The sequence below is a fragment of the Microvirga lupini genome (genome assembly GCF_014191055.1).
Lineage (GTDB): Bacteria > Pseudomonadota > Alphaproteobacteria > Rhizobiales > Beijerinckiaceae > Microvirga > Microvirga lupini_A.
In genome coordinates this window covers 173,161-194,440 of record NZ_JACHWB010000001.1, presented here as the reverse complement: position 1 = coordinate 194,440, position 21,280 = coordinate 173,161, and the positions used below count along the sequence as shown (strand labels likewise).

19 protein-coding genes are annotated in these 21,280 nt (G+C 64.1%); 10 read left to right on the top strand and 9 right to left on the bottom strand.

Going from position 1 to position 21,280, the window contains the following annotated elements:
- Positions 1 to 19: 19 nt before the first annotated feature.
- Entirely contained in the window at positions 20 to 1,060 is a 1,041-nt protein-coding gene (locus FHR70_RS00860; RefSeq protein WP_183446158.1) for a DUF4167 domain-containing protein, read from the top strand.
- Positions 1,061 to 1,205: 145 nt separating this feature from the next.
- A complete protein-coding gene (locus FHR70_RS00855) occupies positions 1,206 to 4,940 on the top strand; it encodes a calcium-binding protein (protein WP_183446156.1) in 3,735 nt (1,244 codons plus the stop codon).
- Positions 4,941 to 5,126: 186 nt separating this feature from the next.
- On the opposite strand, the gene FHR70_RS00850 is transcribed toward FHR70_RS00855, so the two are convergent.
- Positions 5,127 to 5,975, bottom strand: a complete 849-nt coding sequence (locus tag FHR70_RS00850) for an MOSC domain-containing protein (protein ID WP_183446154.1) — start codon at positions 5,973 to 5,975, stop codon at positions 5,127 to 5,129.
- Positions 5,976 to 6,084: 109 nt separating this feature from the next.
- Between FHR70_RS00850 and FHR70_RS00845 the strand changes: the two genes are divergently transcribed.
- A complete protein-coding gene (locus tag FHR70_RS00845; protein ID WP_183446152.1) occupies positions 6,085 to 6,873 on the top strand; it encodes a Crp/Fnr family transcriptional regulator in 789 nt (262 codons plus the stop codon).
- 54 nt (positions 6,874 to 6,927) lie between these two features.
- Here FHR70_RS00845 and FHR70_RS00840 read toward each other — a convergent pair whose 3' ends face one another.
- Positions 6,928 to 7,206: a hypothetical protein gene (locus tag FHR70_RS00840; RefSeq protein ID WP_183446150.1), complete on the bottom strand. Its 279-nt coding sequence runs from the start codon at positions 7,204 to 7,206 to the stop codon at positions 6,928 to 6,930.
- 6 nt (positions 7,207 to 7,212) lie between these two features.
- Positions 7,213 to 7,536 carry a hypothetical protein gene (locus FHR70_RS00835; protein WP_183446148.1) on the bottom strand — a complete coding sequence of 108 codons (324 nt, stop codon included), beginning with the start codon at positions 7,534 to 7,536 and terminating at the stop codon, positions 7,213 to 7,215.
- Positions 7,537 to 7,714: 178 nt separating this feature from the next.
- On the opposite strand from FHR70_RS00835, the gene clpB reads away from it, so the two are divergent.
- Positions 7,715 to 10,336, top strand: coding sequence for an ATP-dependent chaperone ClpB (gene clpB / locus FHR70_RS00830; protein ID WP_183446146.1), 2,622 nt, complete (start codon positions 7,715 to 7,717; stop codon positions 10,334 to 10,336).
- A gap of 173 nt (positions 10,337 to 10,509) precedes the next feature.
- On the opposite strand, the gene hpf is transcribed toward clpB, so the two are convergent.
- Complete coding sequence (hpf, locus tag FHR70_RS00825; protein ID WP_183446144.1) at positions 10,510 to 10,953, bottom strand: ribosome hibernation-promoting factor, HPF/YfiA family; 444 nt, start codon at positions 10,951 to 10,953, stop codon at positions 10,510 to 10,512.
- 101 nt (positions 10,954 to 11,054) lie between these two features.
- On the bottom strand, positions 11,055 to 12,161 hold the full coding sequence (locus tag FHR70_RS00820) for a S1C family serine protease (RefSeq protein WP_183446142.1): 1,107 nt from the start codon (positions 12,159 to 12,161) through the stop codon (positions 11,055 to 11,057).
- 186 nt (positions 12,162 to 12,347) lie between these two features.
- On the opposite strand from FHR70_RS00820, the gene FHR70_RS00815 reads away from it, so the two are divergent.
- From FHR70_RS00815 to FHR70_RS00795, 5 genes are all read left to right on the top strand, one after another.
- A complete protein-coding gene (locus FHR70_RS00815) occupies positions 12,348 to 13,622 on the top strand; it encodes a glycoside hydrolase family 1 protein (protein ID WP_183446140.1) in 1,275 nt (424 codons plus the stop codon).
- A gap of 77 nt (positions 13,623 to 13,699) precedes the next feature.
- Positions 13,700 to 14,422 carry a DUF4142 domain-containing protein gene (locus FHR70_RS00810; RefSeq protein ID WP_183446138.1) on the top strand — a complete coding sequence of 241 codons (723 nt, stop codon included), beginning with the start codon at positions 13,700 to 13,702 and terminating at the stop codon, positions 14,420 to 14,422.
- 151 nt (positions 14,423 to 14,573) lie between these two features.
- Positions 14,574 to 15,188, top strand: a complete 615-nt coding sequence (locus tag FHR70_RS00805; RefSeq protein ID WP_183446136.1) for a hypothetical protein — start codon at positions 14,574 to 14,576, stop codon at positions 15,186 to 15,188.
- A 227-nt stretch (positions 15,189 to 15,415) separates the two neighbouring features.
- Positions 15,416 to 16,507 carry a TRAP transporter substrate-binding protein gene (locus FHR70_RS00800; RefSeq protein WP_183446134.1) on the top strand — a complete coding sequence of 364 codons (1,092 nt, stop codon included), beginning with the start codon at positions 15,416 to 15,418 and terminating at the stop codon, positions 16,505 to 16,507.
- A gap of 131 nt (positions 16,508 to 16,638) precedes the next feature.
- A complete protein-coding gene (locus tag FHR70_RS00795; RefSeq protein ID WP_183446132.1) occupies positions 16,639 to 16,803 on the top strand; it encodes a hypothetical protein in 165 nt (54 codons plus the stop codon).
- Positions 16,804 to 16,982: 179 nt separating this feature from the next.
- Here FHR70_RS00795 and FHR70_RS00790 read toward each other — a convergent pair whose 3' ends face one another.
- Both FHR70_RS00790 and FHR70_RS00785 read right to left on the bottom strand, forming a co-directional pair.
- Positions 16,983 to 17,849, bottom strand: coding sequence for a DMT family transporter (locus tag FHR70_RS00790; RefSeq protein ID WP_183446130.1), 867 nt, complete (start codon positions 17,847 to 17,849; stop codon positions 16,983 to 16,985).
- A gap of 233 nt (positions 17,850 to 18,082) precedes the next feature.
- A complete protein-coding gene (locus FHR70_RS00785) occupies positions 18,083 to 18,340 on the bottom strand; it encodes a hypothetical protein (protein ID WP_246407775.1) in 258 nt (85 codons plus the stop codon).
- Positions 18,341 to 18,888: 548 nt separating this feature from the next.
- On the opposite strand from FHR70_RS00785, the gene FHR70_RS00780 reads away from it, so the two are divergent.
- Positions 18,889 to 19,779, top strand: a complete 891-nt coding sequence (locus FHR70_RS00780; protein ID WP_183446126.1) for a YihY/virulence factor BrkB family protein — start codon at positions 18,889 to 18,891, stop codon at positions 19,777 to 19,779.
- Positions 19,780 to 19,969: 190 nt separating this feature from the next.
- Here the strand turns inward: FHR70_RS00780 and FHR70_RS00770 are convergent, their stop codons facing one another.
- The gene (locus FHR70_RS00770) at positions 19,970 to 20,194 is read right to left on the bottom strand and encodes a hypothetical protein (protein ID WP_183446122.1); all 225 of its coding nucleotides are present in this window, start codon (positions 20,192 to 20,194) and stop codon (positions 19,970 to 19,972) included.
- A gap of 91 nt (positions 20,195 to 20,285) precedes the next feature.
- A complete protein-coding gene (locus FHR70_RS00765; RefSeq protein ID WP_183446120.1) occupies positions 20,286 to 21,023 on the bottom strand; it encodes a hypothetical protein in 738 nt (245 codons plus the stop codon).
- Positions 21,024 to 21,280: the final 257 nt, after the last annotated feature.

Genomic DNA, 21,280 nt, shown 5'->3' with positions numbered 1-21,280 from the left:
ACCAGGACAAAACAGGCGTATGCGCGGTCGTAACAACAACAACCGCAGTAACAACAAGGGGCCCAATCCCCTGACGAAGAGCTACGAGTCGAACGGCCCGGACGTAAAGATCCGCGGCACGGCTCAGCATATCGCCGAGAAATACAGCCAGCTCGCCCGCGATGCGCAGTCCAGCGGCGACCCGGTGGCGGCCGAGAACTACTTCCAGCACGCCGAGCATTATTTCCGCATCATCGCGGCCGCCCAGGAGCAGCTGCGCGAGCAGTACGGCTACCAGCAGCAGCGGTCCTTCGATGAGGACGGCAATGAGGACGAAGGCTTCACCCAAGGCGAGCGCCCGAGCTTCGAGCGCGCCGGCGCCCAGGACTTCGGCAATGGCGACGAAGCCGATTTCGGCTCTCAGCCGCAGCCCTACGAAAACCGGGCCGAGCGCAATGACCAGCGTCCTGCGCGCTTCGACCGCGGCGATCGTCAGGACCGGGGTGACCGCCAGGATCGCGGCGAGCGCCAGGACCGGAACGATCGTCAGGATCGTGGCGATCGTCCCGATCGCGGTGACCGTCGCGAGCGCTTCCTGCGCGAGCGCGGCCCGCGCCAGGACTACCAGCCCCGCGACGAGCAGCCCTTCGAGACCCGCCAGGAGAACGGCGAGCGCACCGAGCGTCAACCTCGCTTCGACCGCCAGGACCGCGGTGATCGTCCCGAACGGGGAGACCGTCCCGAGCGCGGCGATCGGAACGAGCGCAATGACCGCTTCGAGCGTGGCGACCGGCCGGAGCGCCGCGAGCGCTTCCAGCGCGACCGCCGCCGGGACGAGGCCGAGGCGCCCGAGCAGGGCACCCTGCCGGCCTTCCTGACCAACCCAGTCCGCACGCCCGCTCCCGTGGCGGCCGAGACGGAGGCCCCGGCCCCCGCGCCGGTCATGCAGGAACCGGCCAACGACGAGGAGGCTCCCCGTCCGCGTCGCCGCCGCCGCACCCGCCAGGAAATGATCGACGCGGCCAACGCCGAGAACCCGGGTTTCCTCCCGGATCCGGCCGAGACCCCGGCCGCCGAGTAAGACCGGTCGGCGAAGCAATTCGAGAAGGGAGAGCTTGGCTCTCCCTTTTTCGTTTCCGCCTCTGCTCTGGATCTTGGGAGTTGTTGCCACTTTATAATGTTCAACATAGGTTAGCGGCCAAGCTTCCTGCGTCAGGGGATCAGCCATGGCCTCGCTCAACTCCCGCTTCTCCTTCCTGCCCACACTGAGGACCCGTAAGTCGGATCCGGTCGAGGCCCTGAACGCCCGGGAGCAGGAGAGCGCCCCCGCGTCTCCTTTGAGCAAGAGCCTGTCCGGCACACCCCGCGCCGACCGGCTGATCGGCACCTCGGCCAGCGACGTGCTCTCGGGGCTCGGCGGCAACGATCTGCTCGACGGCCGCAAGGGGCGCGACCGCATGACGGGCGGCCAGGGCAACGACACCTACATCGTCGACAATGCCCGCGACCAGGTGATCGAGCGCGCCCGTGGCGGCACCGATCTGGTCAAAGCGTCCGTCCATTGGACTCTGGGCGCGCAGGTCGAGAACCTGACCCTCACCGGCCGCTCCGCCCTGAAGGGCACCGGCAACAGCCTCGCCAACACCATCACGGGCAATACCGGCGCCAACATCCTCGACGGCAAGGCCGGCGCCGACAGGCTCGCGGGGGGCAAGGGCAACGACACCTATATCGTCGACAATGCTCGGGACCGGGTCACCGAGAAGGCGAACCAGGGCATCGACACCATTCAGGCCGCCGTGAACTACACGTTGGGCGCACATGTGGAGAATCTGCTTCTCACCGGCAGCGCCCTGTTCGGCACCGGCAACGATCTCGCCAACCGAATCAGCGGCAATGCGCTTTCCAACCGGCTCGACGGCGCGGCCGGCAGCGACACCCTCGACGGCGGCGCAGGCAACGATACCCTCCTGGGCGGGACCGGAGCGGACCTCCTGGCCGGTGGCCAGGGCGATGACATCTACGAGGTCGACGATGCGGGCGACCTAGTGGTCGAAGGGACCGGTGGCGGGACGGATACGGTGCGGGCGACGGTCGACTACACACTCAGCGGGGAGGTCGAGAACCTGGTGCTGCTCGGCACAGCCCTGCGGGGCACCGGGAACGCAGGGGCCAACGCCCTCACGGGCAATGCAGGCAGCAACACCCTCGACGGTGGGGCCGGAGCCGACATGATGACGGGCGGCGCGGGAGACGACACGTATATCATCGACGATGTCTTCGATATGGTGGTGGAGGCCGAGAATGGCGGCATCGATACGGTCTGGTCCTCGACCGGCGTCACGCTGGCGGACCATGTAGAGCACCTCGTACTCACGGGCCGTGCCGTTGTCGGAACCGGCAATGCCCTGGCCAACACCATCACCGGCACGGTGGGCGACAACCTCCTGGACGGCAGAGGCGGTGCCGACACCCTCGATGGGGGCAAGGGCAACGATACGTACGTCGTGAACGAGGCGGGCGACGTGGTCGTCGAAGCCGAGGGCGGCGGCACGGACACGGTGCGGGCCGCGTTCGACTATACGCTCGGCGAACACCTCGAGCACCTTGTGCTGATCGGCATTGCGCATTCGGGCACCGGCAACGGTCTCGACAATGCCATCACCGGCAACGGCCAAGACAACAGCCTTGCGGGCGCCGATGGGAACGACACCCTCAATGGCGGCGCAGGGGTCGATACGCTCGATGGCGGCGCCGGCAACGACGTCTACATCGTGGACGATTCAGGCGACGCAATCGTGGAGGCTGCAGGGGACGGCTATGACAGCGTCCAGGCCTCGACTGACTACGTGATCGGCAACAATGTGGAGCGCCTGACGCTTATCGGGGCCGCCTTGACCGGCACGGGCAACGCCCTCGACAACACGCTGACCGGGAACGCTCTGAACAACAGCCTCGTGGGGGGCGAAGGCAACGATACGCTCGATGGCGGAGTTGGGGCCGACACGCTCGAAGGGGGGACCGGGAACGATGTCTATGATGTCGATGCGGCCGACACCATCGTCGAGCAGGAAGGCGATGGGGCGGGATACGACACGGCTCGCGCCAGCGCCGACTACGTGCTCGGCCTGAACGTCGAGCATCTCATCCTTGTCGGGAGCGCCGTGAGCGGCACCGGCAACTCTCAGAACAACCTCATCACCGGCAACGACCTCGACAACATCCTCTCGGGGGCCGATGGCGACGATACGCTGGACGGCGGCAACGGCAACGACACCCTCATCGGCAGCACCGGCCAGGATTCGCTCATCGGCGGCTCCGGCAACGACGTCTATGTGATCGATGCGGAGGATGGCGACATCATCGACGAGCAGGGCGGGGATACCGATATCGACTCGGTTCGAACGACGCTCGCGGATTACACACTCGGCGCTCGCCTCGAAAACCTCGTGATCCTTAACAACACGCGCTTCAACGTCGCCACTGGCAACAGCCTCGCCAACGATATTACCACCGGCAGCAACGACGATTATCTCGATGGACGAGGTGGAAACGACACCCTGCGTGGCGGCCTTGGGAATGACAGCTATTTCGTCGGCGATGCCGGGGACGTCGTGGTCGAGACAGAGAACGCAGGTTTCGACAGCATCTTCACCGGCATCGATTTCGTTCTTCCCGATTTCGTGGAGCGCCTCGTCCTCCAACCGCCAACCCTCATGGGTCTTCGTGGCACAGGGAACGGTCTCGACAATGTGCTGACCGGAGGCCAGTGGAACGACACCCTGTTCGGCGGAGACGGAAACGATCGCTTGGAAGGCGGCATCGTTAACGGAAATTCGGGCCAGGACAGTCTGATCGGCGGCGCCGGCGACGACACCTATGTTGTCGATCTGGACACCGATGTGGTGGTGGAACTCGTCGACGAAGGGACAGACCTCGTCCTGTCGGCTGCCGCGAACTACACTCTCTCAAATCATGTCGAGAACCTCACCATAGTCGGTACGTTTGGCGCTAACGGCTATGGCAATGCTCTCGACAATTGGCTCATCGGCAATATAGCCGGCAACATCCTGGAGGGAGGAGGCGGAAACGACACCCTCGACGGCGGCGGCGGCGCCGACGGGCTGCGCGGCGGCCTCGGGGACGATCTCTACATCATCGACACCGGAGACGTGCTGACCGAGAACCTGGATGAAGGCACGGATACGGTTCGGGCGAATTTCACCTATACCCTGCGCGATAACTTCGAGAATCTCGAACTCACCGGCATTGGGCATATCGACGGCACGGGCAATGCCGCGAATAACCTCATTGTCGGCAACAGCGGGCACAACATCCTGAACGGCCTCGGCGGAACGGATACCCTGATCGGCGGGGACGGCAACGATGTCTACACCGTCGAGAGCGCGACCGAGGTCGTCATCGAAACCTTTGGCACCGATACCCTGCGCGCAGGTTTCAACTTCGGCACGTTCAGTCAGGACAGAATCCTCACCCGAACGCTCCTGCTCCAGGACGACCTGGAGAATCTGACACTGATCGGAGGCACCGAAGTTGTCGTCGGGATCGGCAATATCAGCGACAATTACATTCGGGGCAACGGTGGGAACAACGTCCTTGACGGTGTCTTTGGCAACGACACCCTGAACGGCGGTGCAGGTGACGACATTCTGTTCGGCTCGCAGGGCGCAACGATTTTCGAATACAGCGATCGGGTGAGCGTGGAAAAGATCCGCGGCTTCGTGCCGACCGAAGGCGACCGGATCGACCTAAGGCCTTTGAGACAGGCCGGGCTGATTTCAAGTTTCGACGTGGGAACCGAGAGGGATCCTGACAACCCGAGTGTCTTTATCTATCGGATCGGGACCTACGGCAGCGGTGGCAGTGGTAGCAACGGCAAGATTTTCCTGCAGGACACGCCGACCACCATCTCGAATATTTATCAGTATATCCTCTTTTAAGGATATCGCTCCGCCGTAACTTCGGCGTTCCAGAAACGGAAGCGCGAGGAAGGGAGTTCCGGTGGGTCTTCGTCCGAGAACCACCTAAAGCATCGAAAGTGAATTCGAACTCACGTTCGATGCCTTAAGTTTTGGCTCGATGCATCTTCTCACGCAAAACCGATGCCCACTTTTGCGTTCGATGCTTTAGACGAAGGCGAACTGCGCCTGGGCGTCCTGCTCCCGCTCAAGGCTGTCGCCGGTCTCGATCACTCCACCGTCGAGCACCTCGGCATAGATGCCGCAATCGAAATGACCATAGGCCTTCATGAGGCTTTTCGGGATCTCCAGGTCGCGGACGCCTGTGTCCGGATCCACATTGGTGGCGGCGCAGCGCTCGATGCGTTTGGTCACCTTGAGCCGCAAACCCGACGGTGCTGTCAGCACCTGTCCGACGAGATCGAACTCGGCCCAAGGCGCCAGCCCTTCGATGTGGATGTTGCCGCGAAACCGGAGCGGATCGACCGGCGCGCCGACCACGTTCTCCAGCTCGCGCACGCTCGCGAGATTGATGAGCGAGACGAAGCCTCGCCGGGAATCCGTGAAGCGGAAGCCGTCGGGCGCTGCGAGCACCTTCGGCGGGCCGCGCAGTTCCTTCGGCATGAAGCGGCGGAAATACGCCTCGATGGCGAGCCGCCCTCCCGGCGTCGAGAGATCGCCGCGCGCCACCTCGCGGCCGCCCTGCTCGATGAAGAGGGTCGTGATCGAATCGAGGTAACGGGTCTTCAGCCGCGCCAGGCTTTCGTTGCGCATCAGCATCAGGAACTTGATCTTGGGCTGATGCTGCGGGTTGTCCGGCTCGAACCCGGCCGGACCGTTCTCGATGGCGAACAGCCGGTCGCCGGGAAAGTAGTCGCCCTTCGTGAGAGTCGCGGAGGAGAGCGGTTCGGGCGAGAGGCCCTTGACCGGGTAGCGCTGGAGGGAGGCGATCTGGATGCTCATGCGGCCATGGATACGGGCTTGGCCGATGACGGGCAAGGTGGAGGCGCACGCCATGCCCGGTGTCCGGGCCGATGCCCGGAGAATTCACCGCTCCGTGGACCGGATCACCTGTTCGGTGCGTTGATCTGCAGGGGCATGTTCCGGCTGAATCGGGGCCTTTGCCATGGCACAGGTTCGGAAAACTCCGCAGCACCAGGACAACCGGATTTTAGCCGCCCTGGGGCCAGAGGATTTCGCCTTTTTGGAGCCGCATCTCTCCATCGTCGACCTGCAGCGCGGTCAGACGCTCTACGAGATGGGCGAGACCATCGTGCACACCTACTTTCCTCACGATGCGATGGTATCCCTCGTCACCCTCATGCATGACGGCAAGTCCGTCGAGATGGCGACGTTCGGCCGTGAGGGATTATTCGGCCTGGTGAGCGCCTTCGTGACCCGCCAATCGTTCGGCCGCTATGTCGTCCAACTGAGCGGCACGGCCTCCCGGGCCGAACTCAACCTGATGCACGAGGCCATGGCGGCTCGCCCGGCCATCCAGCACCTCGTCATGCGCTTTACCGAGGCGCTGATGGCGGAAACGCTCCAGACTGTGGCCTGCAATGCCGTTCACAGCGTGGAGGCCCGCTGCTGCCGCTGGATCCTCATGAGCCAGGACCGGGCAGGCCAGCCCGAACTGCCCCTCACCCAGGAATTCCTGGCGGAAATGCTCGGGGTCCAGCGCTCGACGGTCAGCGATGTGGCCCGGGTCCTTCAGGACAAGGGGCTGATCCGCCAGGGCAGAGGCATGATCACGGTCACGGATCGCCAGGGTCTCGAGGCCGCCTCCTGCGAGTGCTACCAGGTCATCCGACAGAAGTTCGAGCAGCTTCTGCCGAACACCTATGGGCGGGATCGAACGGTGCTGCCTGCTGCGGGAGGACACTCTGAGATCCTTCGACGACAATGCTCATGAAAAAGCCCCGCCGTTCGGCGGGGCTTTGTTGTTTTCGAGCATTCGAAACTTTGCTTACGAAGCATCCCCCGAGCGGGCGACCTTGGAGCGCTTCAACTGAGGCGTGAACCCGGCTTCCCGGCCGCGGGAGGCGTCGATCTCCACCTGATGAGGATCCTGGTGCATGCCCTCATGGGAGGTCTGGTGCTCGGGGATGTTGGCCTGGGGACCGGCCTCCTGCTTCATGCGCAGAGCCTTCTCGGCATTGGCCACGAGTTCCTGGCGGGCCTTTTCAGCTTGCTCGGCCTTGCGCTTGGACGGGCTGAAGCGGGCAAAGAGATCGGAAAGAGCCATGTTGTTCTACTCCTTGGCGCGGGAGAGGACGCCGTCCTCCTCGTCGCTGCGGTGGGTTGGCGGGGCTTTGACGTTCTGACGCGAGACGGGAATGTCGCGGGAGCTCGCGATGGTGCCGGTGGAATCGCCGATGTCCCGGTCCGCCTCGTTGGCCATGGGACCTTCATCGTCCCGGATGATCCGGCCGTTCTCGGTGGTGTCGCCGAAGGTCTGCGGCGTCACCGAGGGCTGCTGCTCGACCGGGCTTTCCGGCACGGCCAAGCCCAGCTCGGCATTGCGGGCGAGGTCGGCACGGGCTTTCTCGGCTTCCGACCGCGGGTCGCGTGTCATGGGAACCTCCTTGAATCGTTGCTGGGTCAATGCCAGCGCGGCGAGCGGGTTCCCCCTCTTGTTGTGGCGAATGGGACACACCAATTAAGCGGGAGCGGATGCTCCATACGGGGGTCCGACATCGCAGGGTCGGCCTGTGCCTCCAGGAGGGCGGGCTGACCTGAGGAGGGATGACAAGATGAATTTCGAAAAATACACCGAGCGTGCCCGGGGCTTCGTTCAGGCGGCCCAGAACCTCGCCATGCGCGAAGGGCATCCGCAGCTCTCGCCGGGCCATGTGCTGAAAGTTCTGCTGGACGATCCGGAAGGCCTCTGCGCCGGCCTCATCGACCGCGCCGGCGGCCGCTCCCGCGACGCCCATGCGGCGGTCGAGCAGTGGCTCGCCAAGCAGCCCAAGGTCTCCGGCTCCGCCGCGCAGCCGCAGGCCACCCGCGACCTAATGCGATTCTTCGACACCGCCGAGAAGGCCGCCGAGAAGGCGGGCGACTCCTATGTCACCGTCGAGCGGATGCTGCTGGCGCTCGCCGTCGAGAAGGACACGGAAGCCGGCAAGATCTTAGCCCAGGCCGGCGTGACCGCCCAAGGGCTCAACACCGCCATTAACACGCTGCGCAAGGGCCGCACCGCCGACAACGCGACGGCGGAGAACGCCTATGATGCGCTCAAGAAATATGCCCGCGACCTCACCGAGGCGGCCCGCGACGGCAAGCTCGATCCGGTGATCGGCCGCGACGAGGAGATCCGCCGCACGATCCAGGTGCTGTCGCGCCGCACCAAGAACAATCCCGTGCTGATCGGCGAGCCCGGCGTCGGCAAGACCGCCATCGTCGAAGGCCTCGCGCTGCGCATCGTCAATGGCGACGTGCCGGAAAGCTTGAAGGACAAGCAGCTGCTCGCCCTCGACATGGGCGCGCTGATCGCAGGTGCCAAATATCGCGGCGAGTTCGAGGAGCGCCTGAAGGCGGTGCTCAGCGAAGTCACGTCGGCTGAAGGCGGCATCATCCTGTTCATCGACGAGATGCATACGCTCGTCGGCGCCGGCAAGGCCGATGGCGCCATGGATGCGTCGAACCTGTTGAAGCCCGCGCTCGCCCGCGGTGAACTGCACTGCGTCGGCGCCACCACGCTCGACGAGTACCGCAAGCATGTGGAGAAGGACGCGGCTCTGGCCCGTCGCTTCCAGCCCGTCTTCGTGAGTGAGCCCACGGTGGAAGACACCGTGTCGATCCTGCGCGGCCTCAAAGAAAAGTACGAGCAGCATCACGGCGTGCGCATCACCGACTCGGCGCTTGTCGCAGCCGCGACGCTGTCGAACCGCTACATCACCGACCGGTTCCTGCCGGACAAGGCTATCGACCTCGTGGACGAAGCCTCGTCCCGCCTGCGCATGCAGGTCGATTCGAAGCCGGAAGAGCTCGACAACATCGACCGCGAGATCGTGCGCCTGAAGATCGAGCAGGAGGCGCTGAAGAAGGAGACGGATGCCGCTTCGCGAGACCGCCTCGAGCGCCTCACGAAGGAGCTGGCGGATCTCGAGGAGCAATCGGCTTCGATCACGGCGCGCTGGAAGGCCGAGAAGGACAAGCTTGGCACCGCGGCCGACCTCAAGAAGAAGCTCGAAGAGGCCCGCAACCAGCTCGCTTCCGCGCAGCGTGCGGGCGACTGGGCGAAAGCCGGAGAACTCTCCTACGGGGTCATTCCGGGGCTGGAGAAGCAGTTGGCCGATGTGGAAGCCAAGGCCGATGGCGGCGGGCTGATGGAAGAGGCCGTGACGCCCGACCATGTGGCCGGCGTCGTCTCCCGCTGGACAGGCGTGCCCGTCGACAAGATGCTGGAGGGCGAGCGCGAGAAGCTGCTGCACATGGAGCAGGACATCGCCAAGCGCGTCGTCGGCCAGGCTGAAGCCGTCACGGCCGTGTCCACCGCCGTGCGCCGTGCGCGCGCAGGCCTGCAGGACCCGAACCGGCCCATCGGCTCGTTCATGTTCCTCGGCCCGACGGGCGTCGGCAAGACCGAGCTCACCAAGGCGCTGGCGAGCTTCCTGTTCGACGACGAGACCGCCCTCGTGCGCATCGACATGTCGGAATACATGGAGAAGCACTCCGTCGCCCGCCTCATCGGCGCGCCTCCCGGCTATGTGGGCTACGAGGAGGGCGGCGCGCTGACCGAAGCCGTCCGCCGCCGGCCCTATCAGGTGGTGCTGTTCGACGAGATCGAGAAGGCACATCCGGACGTGTTCAACGTGCTGCTGCAGGTGCTCGACGACGGACGCCTCACGGACGGGCAAGGGCGCACCGTGGACTTCCGCAACACGCTCATCATCATGACCTCGAACCTGGGCGCCGAATATCTGGTGAACCAGGGCGAAGGCCATGACACCGACGAGGTGCGCGACGAGGTCATGGGCGTGGTGCGCTCGCACTTCCGGCCGGAGTTCCTCAACCGCGTGGACGAGATCATCCTGTTCCACCGGCTGAAACGCTCGGAGATGGGCGCCATCGTGGACATCCAGCTCGGCCGCCTGCAGAAGCTCTTGGCTGATCGCAAGATCACCCTCGATCTCGACGAGGAGGCGCGGGCCTGGCTCGCCGACAAGGGCTACGATCCGGCCTATGGCGCACGCCCGTTGAAGCGCGTGATCCAGAAGCACGTGCAGGATCCGCTGGCGGAGCTGATTCTCTCCGGCGAGATCAAGGACGGCGAGACGGTGCCGGTCCATGCGGGCCCCATGGGCCTGATGATCGGCGACGTCACCATGAGCGGCACCGAGCGCCCGCCGCAGGGCGTGCGGCTGAATTAAGCCGTAGCGTCATAAAACATGATGAAGGCCGGGCGAACGTCCGGCCTTTTCGTTCATACCTCTGTCGTCATCCCCGGGTTTGTCCCGGGGATCCACGTCGTTAAGCCGCCGTGTCTCCAAAGACGTGAATGGCCGGAACAAGTCCGGCCATGACGACAGAGGTTGGGTGCTGCTTACTCCGCGGCCGCGCGGTACTCGCCCTCGTCGTTGGCGGCCTCAGCGCTGCCTTGGTTCTGACGCGGCTCGCGGCGTGGCGCCGTATTGCCCTCGCGCAGGAGCCTGTCCTTGTCAGTGCGCTCGCCCTTGTCCTCGCGCAGCTCGCGCTTCATGCGGCGAAGCTGCTTGGCCGTCTTCTGCAGGGCGGCCCTGAAGGCGGTGTAGAGATCCTTGTCCTTGGCCTCGCCGCTCATCATCTTGAGCGCGCCCATCTGCATGTTGACTGTGCAGCGATAGGTGATGCCCTCTCGGGTGACATGGACCGAGGCCGTGCTCAACCGCCCGAAATATTTTCCGGCGACCTGACGGATGTTGGTTTTGGCATATTCGGGAAAGTTTTCCCCTAAATCGACTGTTGAGCTTTGCACCAGGATGTTGTTATCGGCGCCTTCGAGACTCATTCGCTCCTCCGTTGGTGAAGGTTCGATGGCTAACGGCGGGGCTGCAAGATGGTTGCGTGCCCGGCTGAAACAAAAATCGACCCGTCAAGGTTATACGCTGTTTACGGTCTGCGCGACCGCGAACCCTGCTGCCCCACATCTATGATGGCGACCTCGACAGTCTCGGAGCGGTTGTTCCGCACGACGGTGAGTTTGACCGTATTTCCGACACCGACCCGCTCTAGGGTGTCGGTCAAATCCGACAGGCGCCGCACAGGCTCATCCTCGATACCCACGATGACGTCGCCGATGATGCCGGCCCGCGGGTCCACGCCGCGAAGCCCCGCCCGATCGGCCGGCGAGCCCGGCACGACATCAGCCACGACCACGCCGGTGACGCCGAGCTGCGCTGTCAGCGTCTCGTCACCGGCAAGGATGCCGATGCCTGGCGTCGGCACGCGGCCGGTGCGGATGAGTTCCGGCACGACCCGGTTCACCACGTCGACCGGGATGGCAAAGCCGATGCCCGCGCTGGTGCCGGAGGGCGAATAGATCGCCGTGTTGACGCCGATGAGCCGCCCGGCAGAATCGAGCAGCGGGCCGCCGGAATTGCCCGGGTTGATCGCCGCGTCGGTCTGGATCACGTCGGCGATCTCGCGCCCGCCGCTGGTGGGCAGGCGGCGCTTGAGCGCGCTGATGATGCCGGAGGTCAGCGACTGGTCGAGACCGAACGGATTGCCGATGGCGTAAGCGGCCTGCCCTACCTTGAGATCGGTCGAGCGTCCCACGTTCACGGGCGCCGCCAGGCTGCCCTGCCGCTGGAGTCGCAGGACCGCGAGGTCGTAATTCGGCGCGCGCCCGACCACCTCGGCCGGCCGCACCTCTCCCGAGGCCAGACGCACGGCGAAGGACGTGCCGCTCTCCACCACGTGATCGTTCGTCACGATATGACCGGCTGCATCCCACACGAAGCCGGTTCCCGAGCCGGACGGCTCGGCTTCGGTCGTGCGCCCGCGCCCCGACAGGCTCACCACCTGCACCACGGACGGCGCCACAGTCTCGAACACCTCGATCGTCGTGCGCTCGAACTCCGCCAGATCGCCACGCGCCGCGACGGGCCGGGGCTCCCGGGCCGAATAGAGGTAGGAGTTCACGTAAGGCTGCAGCACCAGGATCGCGAGCAGCACCGCCACGACCAGCATGATGATTCGCGTCGTCCGGTCCTGCATCGTGTCTCCTGCTCCCGATCAACCTCTGTCACAACGGACACGCTTGGGCGAAGTTCACCTCACACCGGCGCGACCCGTCGGAGGAACCCCGCGACACTCATCCGCTTGTCCCTGCAGGTGGATGGTTGAGCTTGTTCGGCGAAAGGCAAGCCCTCACCTGTCCGCTTGGCCCAGGAGGATGCCGCCTTGCACGATCCGTCACCGTCAGGAAGCCGTCCGGTTGCTCATGCGGGCATATTCCCTACCTTCTTCCTGTCGGGGTTTGAATGCTCCACCTTCGTCTGGAAGGATCAGGGCCGCCGGGACCTCGTGGCCGAGACCCAGCACCGCGAGCATGTGGACGAGGATTACGCCTTCCTCCGGTCGCTCGGTATCGCGGTGGCGCGCCAGGGCATTCCCTGGCCCTTCGTGGACAAGGGCGGCGCTTACGATTTCTCAGGCCTCGATCGGTTCATCGCGGCCATGAACCGACACCAGATCCTGCCGATCTGGGACCTGTGCCATTACGGCTATCCCGATGACGTCGATCCTTTCGCCGAGAATTTCACGGAGCGTTTCGCCGCTTATGCGAAGGCCGCGGCGGAATACGTGATCCCGCGGATCCGCGGCCCGCATTTCTTCACCCCGATCAACGAGATCACCTTCTTCGCCTTCATGGGTGGCGAATGGGGCTGGACCGCGCCGTTCGGCAAGACCGAGGAGCAGCGGCAGCGCCTGCGCCTTGCCCTATGCCGGGCCGATATCGCGGCGGTCAAGGCGATCCGTGAGGTCGATCCTGAAGCCCGCATGGTGCATATCGACCCGCTCATCCTCGTGGTCGCGCCGCGCGACCGCCCCGACCTGAAGGACGAGGCGGAGCACGAGACCTATACGGACACGTTCTATGCCTGGGATGTGATCGCCGGACGGCGCCATCCGGAGCTTGGCGGTTCGCCGGAGGTGCTCGATATCGTGGGCGTCAACTGCTATTCGTTCGGCCAGATGGAATATCGCGAGAACGGCCCACATGCCTCCCTGGAGCCGCATGACGAGCGCATCCGGCCGTTGGGCGACCTGCTCACCTTCGCCTGGGAGCGCTATCGTCGCCCGATGATCGTAGGTGAGACCAGCGGGTTGCGCGAGGGCCGTCCGGATTGGCTGTGCGACATCGTCGAGGAATCGCTCGCCGCCGTGCGCAAGGGCATCGACCTGCACGGGGTGTGCCTGTTTCCTGCCGTCGACATGCCGGACTGGGACAAGGGTAACTGGCTGCACAACGGCCTGTGCGATCTGGTGGAGGAGAACGGACGCCTGAAGCGCGTGCCTTACCAACCCTATATCGACGAGCTGCGGCGCTGGCAGAAGCGCCTCAACCGGGTGACGGAGCTCGACGAGGATCCGTTCAGCGATCCGGTGGATCTCGTCGACATCAAGCAGGCCGCCGACGAGATGCAGATGACGTCCGACAAGGATTGGTGTTGATCGCCTCCGCGCTTCGACCCTGAACCAAACTCACCTGCAAACGTTCGCTCTCACGATCCGCTTGCAGGAGAATCCTGATGTCACGCCGTCTCGTGATCGCCGGCCTCATGGCCGCCGTCGCAATTCCCGCTTTCGCCCAGCAGCAGAACCAGGCCATTCCTCAATCGACGACGCCTCAACCCGCAGAGACCCAAGTCAACCCGGCTCTCGGGCAGAATGCGCAGCAGCGCCAGCAGCGCACGCAACAGGGCGGCGCCCCGCAGGATACGCAGACCCAGGCCCGCCAGGGTCAGGCGAGCGCGCCGGCTGCCATGGGTGAGGCACAGTCGCAGGCCGATCGGCAATATATCCAGCAGGCGCTGGCGCTGAGCACCGTGTCGCTGCAGCAATCGAACTTCGCGCTCACCAAGGCACAGAATCCGCGCGTGAAACAGTTCGCGGAGTTCGAGGTCGGCGAGCAGAACCTGCTCACCGAGATCATGCATTCCTTTGCCGATCCGAACGCCACCGCGTCCACCACCCGCGGCGCCCAGGCTGCGGCCTCGACCGCACCCGAGCTGCCGGCGAAAGACGCGCAAGCCATGGAGCGCCTGTCGAAAGCGCAAGGAGGAGCAGCTTTCGACAAAGATTACGTCGCCCTGCAGATCCAGGGGCATCAGGACTTGCTGAAGCTGCAGGAGGATTATCTCAAGCAGGGCTCCGGCAACCGCGAGACCACGAACGTGGCCAAGCTCGCGCGCAATCAGATTCAGGAGCATCTGGCCATGCTGCAGGACATCCAGAAGGAGCTTGGGCGATAGAGCATCGTCCTGCGAAGTAGATACGTCACAAGGATCGTCCGGCCCTGCCCTTTCACTGTCGTAGGGCCGGAACACCCGTCCTGAACGGGACGTTGGCTTTGGTGGACTGATCAGTCACCAGCCTGCTCAAACCCAAGAAGAGGAATAGCCCATGGCGCAGGACAAACGAGGCCGCCCTCCCGAGCCGCCGGTCGATGAAGTGCTGAACGAGGTCGCGCAGGAAGAGACTGGCGACGATTTCGTCGCGGGACCGACTCAGCGCAACGATGTCGGCAACACCAAGCGCGCAGCCGCCAAGGCCAGCGGCGTAATGGGCGCTTCGAAGAAGCTCGACCCCGATCTCGACATCGACCACGTGGACGACAACCGCGTGAAGAGCGGCTCCAAGGCCGGCCTCCATTCCTTCAAGGAGGTGCCGGAGGAGGAAGACGACGATGCCGGCTTCCAGATGTCCAACGAGGAGATCGCCGAGGGCGTCAACACGACGGCCACCAAGAGCCCGGCTCCGCGCGGCGCGCAGACCGAAGGCACCACGGGTCCCACGGGCATGAGCGGCGGCGCCTCCTCCCGCGCCCGGGTGCCGGCGCCCGGCAACGCGGTGGACGTTCCCAAGGGCACCCTGGTCCGCGGCCATCCGACGGCCAGCCAGTCCGGCGGCAAGTCGACATCGTCCACGGGCGACGAGAAGCCGCCGAAGCGCTCCGGCCGGGCCGCCGAGGGCCAGGTGGACCGTCCGCTCTCCAAGGGCGGCAGCGAGGAGCGGTAACCCTCGCCTTGTCATTCCCGGCCGGAGCGCAGCGAAGGGGAAGGGAATCCACTTAGCCGCTCGGCACTATGGATCCCCTTCCCTCGCTCCGCGCGCCGGGGATGACAAGAATGACGCCACTGCATAGCTGTCTCTACGGAAGATGGAGTGACAGCACTCCTCCTCCCGCTTTATGGATTGTTCAGCCGCACCGGCAGTGACGACATAAAACGGTTGAGGAAACGCTCATGGACAGAAGAAAAGTTCTCAAAGGCGCAGGCCTGGCAGCAGCAGCAGGGGCGGTCGCGTCCCCGGCCATCGCGCAGTCGCAGCCTGAGGTCCGCTGGCGCATGGCGTCCGCCTATCCCAAGAGCCTCGACACCCTCTTCGGCGCGGGCGAGATGATCTCCAAGCGTGTGGCTGCCGCCACCGACAACAAGTTCCAGATTCAGCCTTTCGCAGCCGGCGAGATCGTCGGCGCGCTCCAGACCCTCGACGCGACGCAGAACGGCACGGTCGAGTGCTCCTACACCCTGTCGAGCTTCTTCATCGGCAAGGACCCGACCTTCATGTTCGAGACCTCGGTGCCGTGGGGCATGAACGTGCGCCAGCACAATGCCTGGATGCATTTCGGCGGGGGTCTCGAGCTCGTGCGCGAGTTCATGAAGGACTACAACGTGTTCCCGATTCCGGCCGGCCAGACCGGCGCGCAGATGGGTGGCTGGTTTCGCAAGGAGATCAAGTCCATCGAGGACCTGAAGGGTTTGAAGATGCGCATCGCCGGCATGGGCGGCCAGATCATGCAGAAGCTCGGCGTGGTCCCGCAGGTGCTCGCAGCCGGCGATATCTATCCGGCGCTGGAGCGCGGCACCCTCGACGCGGTGGAGTTCTCCGGCCCGCACGACGACGAGAAGCTCGGCTTCGTGAAGGTGGCCCAGTACTATTACTACCCGGGCTTCTGGGAAGGCGGCGCGCAGCCCTCGCTCTACGTGAACATGGACAAGTGGAACGAGCTGCCCGCGAACTACAAGGCGATCCTCGAGGCAGCCTGCGCCGAAGCCAATGCCATGTGCGTGGCGAAATACGACGCGCAGAACGCCGATGCGATCCGCCGCCTCGTGGGCCAGGGCGTGCAGCTGCGGCCCTTCCCGCGTGACGTGATGGAGCAGAGCTACAAGGAAGCCTACAAGCTCTACGGCGAGATTGCCGCCTCCAACGCCAAGTTCAAGAAGGTGTTCGATTCCTGGAACGCCTTCCGCGAGAAGGAGCTCACCTGGTTCCGCATCGCCGAGCTGCCCTTCGACTACTTCGTCAACCAGCAGCAGGGCCAACCGCGCTAACCGTCATCAACTGCTCAGAAACGGCGCCGCAAGGCGCCGTTTTCGTTTGCGGGTGCATGTTAAGGATCAGAGCTTGGCCTCATGCGTTATCTCACGGACAGGGACAAGTGATCCGACAACGGAGAGACACGATGACGGACAAGAACCGCAACCCCGACGCTGGGCAGGACAAGACCGAGCGCAAGGACGACAAGCAGTCTGAGAACAACAAGAAGCATCAGGAGGATCTGCTTGACGAAGGCGTGGAAGAGACCTTTCCCGCCAGCGATCCGGTATCCGTGAAGATCACGAAGTAATTCGATTTCAGACGCTGATTCTAAACCTCTCATCTCATCCTGAGGAGCAGACGTAGTCTGGGTCTCGAAGGAAGATCCAGTGCTCTCTGGACGCTCCTTCGAGACGGTCGCTCCGCGACCTCCTCAGGATGAGGTTGAGGGCATAAGTCAGGGTGTGAGTCTCGGTGCTTTCGTTCGTGTCAGTTTCTGCTCGCAACCGCGACGCCCAGGGCCGCGAGCGCCATGCCGGCAAGCTGGATCGGGCTTAAGGTCTCGCCGAAGATCGCGAAGGCCATGAGGGCTGCGACCGGCGGCACGAGATAGAGCAGCGTCGCCACGCCCACCACGGCGCCCTGCCGGATCAGGAACAGCAGCAGCCCGATGGCTCCGATGGAGAGGCCGAGCACCGCCCAGGCGAGTGCGCCGAGGAGCGGCACGGTCAGCTCCATGTGCCCCTCCTCCAGCAACAGCATCAGCGGCAGGGTGACGATAGCGGCGCCGATGTACTGGATGGTTGCATTGACTCGCAGGTCGAGAGTGCTGCCGGTGCGCTTCTGCCAGATCGTCCCGAAGGTGATGGAAAGCATGCCGAGCACGCAGACGAGGAGCGCCAGCGGCGGCACGCCGCCGTCGCCGAGCTTCGGGGCCACCACGAGAGCCGCGCCCATGAAGCCGATGCAGATGCCCGCCCAGCGACGCAGTGACACCCGCTCGCCCAGGAGGGGCCCGGCAAGGAGGCCTGTAGCCAGCGGCTGAAGCCCCGCCACCAGGGCCGAGATCCCGGCCGGCAGCCCGTGCTTGACCGACCAGAACACCCCGCCGAGATAGAGCCCGTGCAGGAGAACCCCGGCGATCATGCTGTTGCGCCAATCGCTCCACCGGCGCGGCCACGAGACCCGCGCCACCACCACGATGCCGGCCAGCACGAGCGTGGCAAGCACATAGCGCACGAACAGAAACGTCAGCGGCTCGGCATAGGGCGCCACGAGGCGCGCGACGACAAAGCCGGTCGCCCAGATGAGCACGAAAAGGGGCGGCGCGAGGCGGGCAAAGACAGTGGGGTTCATGGCACGGGAGCAAGCAGGAGGCATGGAGGCGGGTTACCGGCCTTGTAGGCCCGTTGCCGGGGCTATGTCGATTGACGAAGCCTTCATCCAAACGTCCATATTGGTCGGAGAGAGGGTATAGATCCCCGCGATCTCACGGCGTGCAGCTCGCACAGACAACCCGTGAGAACCCAGACGGCGGATCCTGTGTCCGCCCATGGTACCCGCCGTCCCAGTCTCCATGGGCGACTATGTCACAACTGGCCGCTGGTCTGCGTGGGCGAGCGACTTTTGCCCTGTGGCTTGACGCGTCCTGGCTTGCGATGAGGCCGCTTGGGAAAAACCAGTCTGACCCGGATCGTTCTCTTGGCCGCCAGGCGCTCAAGCCTGTCATGGATCACCTTGGCAATCTCAGGATCGATGCCCGGGAAATCATTGATGACAGGAGCCAAAGCCTTGAGTTGTTCGAGGCTGGTGATGCGCGCTTCGTCGATAACCTTCCAGGCGTTCATGGGCAGAAGCAGGCCATCGAAGGGGTCATCCGGGGACTTGGGAACAACGCGAGGCATTGGTTCACCTCCTGGGTAGAGCATCGGACCCAAAAGTGGGCCCACTTTTGGGATTGATCCGATGCTCAATCCCTCAAGCAGCGCATCGTTTGGCGCGGAAAGCCGGGTCCACGTTTCCGCACGATGCCCTAAGGTCAGGCTTTGGAACGCGCTACCTACCCGAGGCCTATAAGACCTTTTATACGGCTGTCCCGCATCTCTGGGGCTCTGTCGCCTCTTCACCGAGGCGACGACCCCTGGCGCTCACTCTACCACTCCCTGGCCCGGGAGGCTCCAAAAAATTAACATAGGATATCCACGAACCTGCCATCGTCTCGAAGGGCATCCTGTGCGGAGGGCCGGTCGTTTGCTGTCGGAGTTGTGGACCTCCCCTCCTCCATGACGGCTGCGGTGGCCCCAGGGAAATGGGAAAAGACTGTGCTGGGCTGTTGGCTTCATTTCCTTGCCCTTAACCTCTGCCGCACCATCTCCAGCCTCCTGGAGACCCACCGTTGAACCGCCTTCGCCTCTGGCTCGAACTCGTCGCCATCGCCTCAACACGCTTCGTGCTGCACGATGCCTGGGCGATCGCGAGTCATATCGCCCTCTCGGTGCTGACCTCGATGTTCCCGTTCCTCATCCTCGTCACGGCGCTGGCGAGCCTGTTCGGTACCGGGACCCTGGCGGACGAGGTGGCCGACATCATCCTGGAAGCCTGGCCGCGGGAAATCGCCGGGCCTATCGCGGGCGAGGTGCACAATATTCTCTCGGTCCGGCGCAGCGACGTGGTGACGCTCGGTCTCGTGCTCGCGCTCTATTTCGCGTCGAGCGGCGTGGAGAGTCTGCGGGTCGGGCTCAACCGCGCCTATGGAGTGCGCGAGACCCGCGCCTGGTGGCTGACGCGGCTCGAATCCATTGCCTTCGTGATCGCCGGCGCCCTCATGCTGCTGGCGCTCGCCCTGCTCGTGGTGCTCGGCCCCCTTCTGTGGCGCATCGTGCTCTCCTGGGTGCCGGCGCTGCAGCCGTTCGACGGGCTGATCGCCTTCCTGCGGATCGGCGTGGCAACCGTGGTCATCGTGGCCGGTCTGCTGCTCGCCTACAAGCTCGTTCCGTCGGGACGGCGCAGCTTCCGCACGGTGCTGCCGGGGGTCGGCGTGACGCTCGCCCTCTGGCTTCTCGGCGGCTTCGCCTTCAGCTGGTATCTGGAGTTCTATCCGGGCGCCTACGCGTCCACATACGGAGGTCTCGCCACCGCCATGGTGGCGCTGATCTTCCTCTATACGCTCTCCGCCATCTTCCTGTTCGGCGGGGAGCTCAACGGCACGATCATCCTGGCCAAGCGCCGCCGCCTGGGCAAGGAGCCGAAGCCGGAGCACCTGAACGATCTGATCGCATTGCCGTAGGGCGTGGCCTTCAGCCCGACAGCTGATGTCCGATCAAGCCGAGCGCTCCCAGGCCTGTCAGGATGAGGAGAAGCCAGCGCGGGCAGTGACAGGAGAGGTCTTCCGCATCGAGCGGATGATCGACTTTGTCTGTGTTGTATCGGCTCATGATGGGAGCCGCATAGATCCGGAATGTTTCAGGCGTGTGACGCTAGATGATCGTCGAGCCGTCCGTTCGCACCCGCTCGTCTCCGATCTGGCGTACGAGCTTCTTGGCTTCCTCGGCGTTGACATGAATGCGAACCAGGGTCCATTCCTGCTCCGACTTCCACATGCGGAACGACAGCATGAACCCGTCGCCGTCCTTCTTGGCATCGGCATGGGTGGCATCGGGCAGGTCGTAAGGACCCAGGCCATCGAATGTGATCTGTCCCACGGGGCTCTCCGCTCATGAGGATAATCTCCCAACGGCTGAAAGCCTGACAGGTTCATGGGCTCTCGCTGTCGTGAGACGGCGAATGCTCCCGTTACAGGTTGGGCGTGATCCTCAATTCGAGCCTTGCCGAAGCCACGGGCTGCGTACGCGGTGCAAGGCCATAGCCGAGCGTCAGGTTGAGCACGGATCTGTATCGATCCGCAGGTGCGCTGAGCAGCGTCCGGCCCGTCACCTCCGACAGCAGGCCGGCGCTGAAATCGCCGTTCGCGGCATCGACGTTGACGCTCGGCGCAAAACGCAGCTGCGTGCTCCAGGCCTGGAGCGGAAGGTCGAGCGAAATCCCCATGGTGCCGCTGACGGACTGGGCATAGCCGTAGCCCGTCATGTCCATGAGACCCGCCGTCGAGAGCCCGAAGGTGACGCCGCCCAGGCTCTCCCAGTCGCGGGTCACGAAGGCCTCCCAGGTGGCTTTCGACTGCAACGACCCATAATGCCCGCCGCCGCGGATCAGCTCGGTTCCGACGAGGAAATTATAATCGTGCAGGGGCTGCAGTTTGGCTCCAACGGCATGGTCGGAGGCATTCCGCTGGAAGCTCTGGGTAGGGCTCCTGGCAAGACCGTTCGTCCAGACCTGTGTGCGCTTCAAATTGTAGGACGGGCGCGGATGCTTGCTGCGCCGTAACACAGCAACATGCTCATCGAGCCACTCGGGCGTGAGATCGGCACTCCAGATCTCAGCCTCTTGGGCGACCTCTTCGGCCCATGACACGGTGGAGCCCAGCACGAGAGGCAGCAGCAGACACCCGGATCGGCGAAGAAGCAAAAGCATTGAAATAATCAGAATAAAATCTCAATAGAAAGGGCAGTTTCGTTTTCATTCCAATAGTGGGTGGTTAATCCCTGGTTAATCGTTCTTCAATCTTCGATGATGCTGATTTATTAGCCAGAACCGTACCGATCAGACCAAGGAATTTCCGTCGGAAAATCAAAGGCGCGCCTTGAATGGCTGACGATTTTCTCACCGATAGCCAAAATGACGCACCGCGCGAATGAGGTTGTTCCTGCGCCGTGTGCCAATGAAAACGG

Coding starts and splice junctions, on each gene's coding strand:
- FHR70_RS00850 (WP_183446154.1), bottom strand. CDS start 5,975: ATGGCGTGCGCCTCCACCTTGCCCGTCATCGGCCAAGCCCGTATCCAT.
- clpB (WP_183446146.1), top strand. CDS start 7,715: ATGAATTTCGAAAAATACACCGAGCGTGCCCGGGGCTTCGTTCAGGCG.
- hpf (WP_183446144.1), bottom strand. CDS start 10,953: ATGAGTCTCGAAGGCGCCGATAACAACATCCTGGTGCAAAGCTCAACA.
- FHR70_RS00790 (WP_183446130.1), bottom strand. CDS start 17,849: ATGAACCCCACTGTCTTTGCCCGCCTCGCGCCGCCCCTTTTCGTGCTC.
- FHR70_RS00785 (WP_246407775.1), bottom strand. CDS start 18,340: ATGAACGCCTGGAAGGTTATCGACGAAGCGCGCATCACCAGCCTCGAA.
- FHR70_RS00820 (WP_183446142.1), bottom strand. CDS start 12,161: ATGCAGGACCGGACGACGCGAATCATCATGCTGGTCGTGGCGGTGCTG.
- FHR70_RS00795 (WP_183446132.1), top strand. CDS start 16,639: ATGACGGACAAGAACCGCAACCCCGACGCTGGGCAGGACAAGACCGAG.
- FHR70_RS00835 (WP_183446148.1), bottom strand. CDS start 7,536: ATGACACGCGACCCGCGGTCGGAAGCCGAGAAAGCCCGTGCCGACCTC.
- FHR70_RS00805 (WP_183446136.1), top strand. CDS start 14,574: ATGGCGCAGGACAAACGAGGCCGCCCTCCCGAGCCGCCGGTCGATGAA.
- FHR70_RS00800 (WP_183446134.1), top strand. CDS start 15,416: ATGGACAGAAGAAAAGTTCTCAAAGGCGCAGGCCTGGCAGCAGCAGCA.
- FHR70_RS00765 (WP_183446120.1), bottom strand. CDS start 21,023: ATGCTTTTGCTTCTTCGCCGATCCGGGTGTCTGCTGCTGCCTCTCGTG.
- FHR70_RS00840 (WP_183446150.1), bottom strand. CDS start 7,206: ATGGCTCTTTCCGATCTCTTTGCCCGCTTCAGCCCGTCCAAGCGCAAG.
- FHR70_RS00860 (WP_183446158.1), top strand. CDS start 20: ATGCGCGGTCGTAACAACAACAACCGCAGTAACAACAAGGGGCCCAAT.
- FHR70_RS00810 (WP_183446138.1), top strand. CDS start 13,700: ATGTCACGCCGTCTCGTGATCGCCGGCCTCATGGCCGCCGTCGCAATT.
- FHR70_RS00855 (WP_183446156.1), top strand. CDS start 1,206: ATGGCCTCGCTCAACTCCCGCTTCTCCTTCCTGCCCACACTGAGGACC.
- FHR70_RS00845 (WP_183446152.1), top strand. CDS start 6,085: ATGGCACAGGTTCGGAAAACTCCGCAGCACCAGGACAACCGGATTTTA.